Here is a 4,115-nt window from a genome sequence, read left to right on the forward strand (position 1 = left end):
TCCTGGCGGCCGGCCCCGATGTGGTTGCGGACGGACCGGCCGACCCCGGCCGCGAGCGGTCGCGGGAGCGGGCCGCCCGGCGCCGGACCCCGGCGACCGGCCAGCCGCGCCGCTGGACCCTGCGGGCGCGGCTGATCGCCCTGGTCGTGGCGACGGCCGCGGTGGCCCTGGTCGCGGTGGACATCGTGGTGCCGCTGGTCGTGCGGTCCGAATCGATCAATTCCAAGGACGTCACCCTGGCCGCGGCGAACTCGCAGGCCCGGCAGGGTCTGACCGCCAACGACCTGCCGCCGGCGATGCTCAACGACGACTCGGGACTCAAGGGTGAGGTGGGCTGGTCCTTCGTCACGCTCGGCGGGGTGAGCCGGGTGCTGCTGGCCCCGGCCAGCGACGAGACGGCTAACCCGGACATGAGCAGCGGGGCCTGGCTGTACGAACCGACGACCGTGGGCAGCGCATCGGGACAGGACAAGCGGTACCGGGCCTTGGGGTTCTCCGGCGTCACCTACAACCAGCAACCCGGGTACCTGGTCGCCTGGATCCCGATGAGCGACCTGGAGGAGCAGCTGCGCCGGCTGGTGCTGGCCGAACTGCTGATCACCGGCGGGTTGCTGGTCCTGCTCGGTGCCACGGCCGGGCTGGTGATCCGGCGCGAGCTGCGCCCACTGGAATCGATCGCGTCCGCCGCCGACGCCATCGCCCGCGGCGATCTGACCAGACGGGTCCGCGAATCGGACCCGAGCACCGAGATCGGTCGGCTCGGCTACGCGTTCAACGACATGCTCGACGGCATCTCGTCCCTGCTCGACGAGCGTCGGCGCAACGAGGAGAAGCTGCGCCGGTTCATCGCCGACGCCTCCCACGAACTGCGCACCCCGGTGGCCGCCGTCCGCGGCTACACCGACCTGTACCGGGCCGGGGCGCTGCCTGACGACAGCGCCGTCGACCGGGCCATGGAGCGCATGGGGTTCGAGGCCCGCCGGATGGGCGCGCTGGTCGACGACCTGCTCACGCTCATCCAGGCCGACGCCGAGAACGCCGTCGGGCACGAGCTGGTCGACCTGAACGTGCTGCTCACCGGGGTCGTCGACGACGCCGCGGTGATCGACCCCAGCCGCACCTGGCGGCTGATCGCCGGCAACGAACCGGTCGACGTGGTCGGCGACCGGCTGCGCCTGCACCAGGTGTTCGCGAACCTGCTGTCCAACATCCGGACCCACACCCCGGACGGGACGGTGGCCACCATCTCGGTCCTGCCCGGTTCCGGGGAGATCGCGGTCAGCGTGAGCGATAACGGACCGGGCGTCCCCGACGACGACCTGGACCGGCTGTTCGACCGGTTCTACCGGGTCGACCCCTCGCGCAGCCGGGAACGGGGCGGCACCGGCCTCGGGCTGTCCATCGTCGCGGCGATCGTGCGCGGCCACGGCGGCCGGATCGGCGCCACCCACGCGCCGGGTGGTGGCCTGACGGTCACCGTCGTGCTGCCCAGGGCGTCGGGCACGGCGGCGGTACGGGCCACCCCGGCCCCCGTTCCCGCTCCGGCCGGTGACGGCGCCGAAACCTGATGTTCACGGGTTGTTTTGCGTGTTCGACCGGACCGAGCCGGTCGCCGGGGTAACGTCCGTTTCGTGGGCGACGTGCCGAGCGTCCCCGCACGGGAGGCCCCGAATCGTGCGTGCCGCACCTGCAGCACCGAGCACGAGGGGGCCGGTCCGGGCCCTCGTGCCCGCCCGGCCGGATGCCGGGAGCACACGGGGAACCGCCGGCCCACCTCGAGAAGTCGGACGCGACTGATCCGCGTCCGCCAGGGAGCCGTTTGTGGTCGCACACAGGTCTGCCCCAGCCATCCCCGTCCGGCCGGAAGCCGGCACCGATCAGCAGTCGCGTTGCACGTACGTCATCGACACCTCGGTCCTGCTGTCCGATCCCTGGGCGCTGAACCGCTTCGACGAGCACGAGGTCGTCCTGCCGCTGGTCGTCATCAGTGAACTGGAGGCCAAGCGGCACCATCCCGAGCTGGGCTACTTCGCCCGGCAGGCCCTGCGGATACTGGACCAGCTGCGGATCGAGCACGGCCGGTTGGACGCGCCCGTGCCGGTGGGCACGGCCGGCGGCACCCTGCACGTGGAGCTCAACCACACCGACGCCACCGTGCTGCCCGCGGGCTTCCGCAACGACAGCAACGACTCGCGCATCCTGGCGTGCGCGCTGAACCTGGCCAAGGAGCGGCCCGCCGGCCGGGTCATCCTGGTCTCCAAGGACATGCCCCTTCGGGTCAAGGCGTCCGCCGTGGGGCTGACCGCGGACGAGTACCGCGCGCAGGACATCGTGCCGTCCGGCTGGACCGGCATGGCCGAGGTGCCGGTCACCGCCGAACAGGTCGACACGCTGTTCCATGCCGGCCTGGCCGACATCGACGAGGCCCGCGAGCTGCCGTGCCACACCGGCATCAAGCTGGTCGGGCCGTCCAGTTCCGCGCTGGGTCGGGTGACGTCCGGCAAACAGGTCCGGCTGGTGCGCGGCGAGCGCGAGGCGTTCGGCCTGCGCGGCCGGTCGGCCGAGCAGCGGATCGCGCTGGACCTGCTGATGGACGACGAGGTCGGCATCGTCTCCCTGGGCGGCCGGGCCGGAACCGGTAAGTCCGCGCTGGCGCTGTGCGCCGGCCTGGAACTGGTGATGGAACGCCGGGCGCACCGCAAGGTGGTGGTCTTCCGGCCGCTGTACGCGGTCGGCGGCCAGGAACTGGGCTACCTGCCGGGCAGCGAGAACGACAAGATGCAGCCCTGGGCCCAGGCGGTGTTCGACACCCTGTCGGCCGTGGCCTCGCCGGCCGTCATCGACGAGGTGATGGAGCGCGGCATGCTCGAGGTGCTCCCGCTGACCCACATCCGCGGCCGGTCGCTGCACGACTCGTTCGTCATCGTCGACGAGGCCCAGTCGCTGGAGCGCAACGTCCTGCTGACCGTGCTCTCCCGGCTCGGCACCAACTCGCGGGTGGTGCTCACCCACGACGTCGCCCAGCGCGACAACCTGCGGGTCGGCCGGCACGACGGCGTGGCCGCGGTGATCGAGACGCTCAAGGGTCATCCGCTGTTCGCCCACGTCACGCTGACCCGCTCCGAACGGTCGCCGATCGCCGCCCTGGTCACCGAGCTGCTGGAACTGCCCGAACACGGCTGAGCCCGGTCCCGGCCGGACCTCATCGAGGCTTCAACGGCGCGCCCCTATCCTGCCCGGATGGGGGCGCGCCGGTCATGATCGACAGCGGGGTGGCGGCCGCCCCGGCCCGCCGGCCGCCGGACGCGGTGATCGCGGGCGTCTTCGCACTCGTGGCCGTCGCCGTCACCACGGTCGGGATCCTGGCCATCGCGCACCGCGATCCCGTCAACGTCAACACCGAGAGCCGGGCCTGGATCGACGCCTGGCTGGTCGACGACGCCCGCTGGTACGTCTCGATCGCCGTCGACGGCTACTCCTACACCCCGGGCCGGCAGTCCTCGATCGCCTTCTTCCCGGCGTTCCCGATGACCGTCCGCGGGGTCGGGTGGATGCTCGGCGGGGACGTCCGGCTCGCCGGCTGGCTGGTCGGCCTGCTGGCCGGGCTCGCGGCCGTGCTGCTGTTCGCCCGCTGGGTCTGGGCGCGGCTGTCCCCGGCCGCCGCGGCGACCGCACTCGCGGTCCTGCTGCTCTACCCGTACTCGGTGTGCCTGTACGGCCCGGAGATGAGCGACTCGCTGTTCCTGCTGCTGGCCGTCGGCGCGTTCGCCCTGCTCGAACGGCGCTGGTTCTGGGCGGCGGGGCTGGTCGGGGCGCTCGCGACGGCCGGCCGTCCGGTCGGCGTCGCGGTGGCGATCGGGCTCGTCGTGCGCACGCTCGAACTGCTCGCCGAGCACCGGGCCGCGGGGGTGGACGAGCCCGGCCGCGGGCTCCCGGTCGCCGGTTCACCGCCGCCCGGGGCGACGCCGTCCGGTCCTTCCGCCTGCCTGCCACCCGGGCTTCCGCCGGCCTCGCCGGCCGGTCGGGCGCCGGCGGTCGGGCCGGCGCCCGGGGCACCCGCCCCGGGGGGGGCGCCCCCCCCCCCCCCGCGCGCGCGCCGCCGGGGGGGCGGGCGG

Annotated in this window: 2 protein-coding genes and 1 pseudogene; all 3 read left to right on the forward strand. The window is 73.5% G+C overall.

The window, feature by feature from the left end:
- Positions 1-1,568, forward strand: a 1,568-nt coding sequence (locus ACOJUF_RS07465) for a sensor histidine kinase (protein WP_420121230.1), incomplete at its 5' end; no start/stop codon positions are given.
- A gap of 280 nt (positions 1,569-1,848) precedes the next feature.
- The gene (locus ACOJUF_RS07470) at positions 1,849-3,183 is read left to right on the forward strand and encodes a PhoH family protein (RefSeq protein ID WP_420121231.1); all 1,335 of its coding nucleotides are present in this window, start codon (positions 1,849-1,851) and stop codon (positions 3,181-3,183) included.
- Positions 3,184-3,257: 74 nt separating this feature from the next.
- Positions 3,258-4,115, forward strand: a pseudogene (locus ACOJUF_RS07475) (hypothetical protein); the annotation flags it as partial.

The sequence above is a fragment of the Nakamurella sp. genome, from assembly GCF_048594475.1.
GTDB lineage: Bacteria > Actinomycetota > Actinomycetes > Mycobacteriales > Nakamurellaceae > Nakamurella.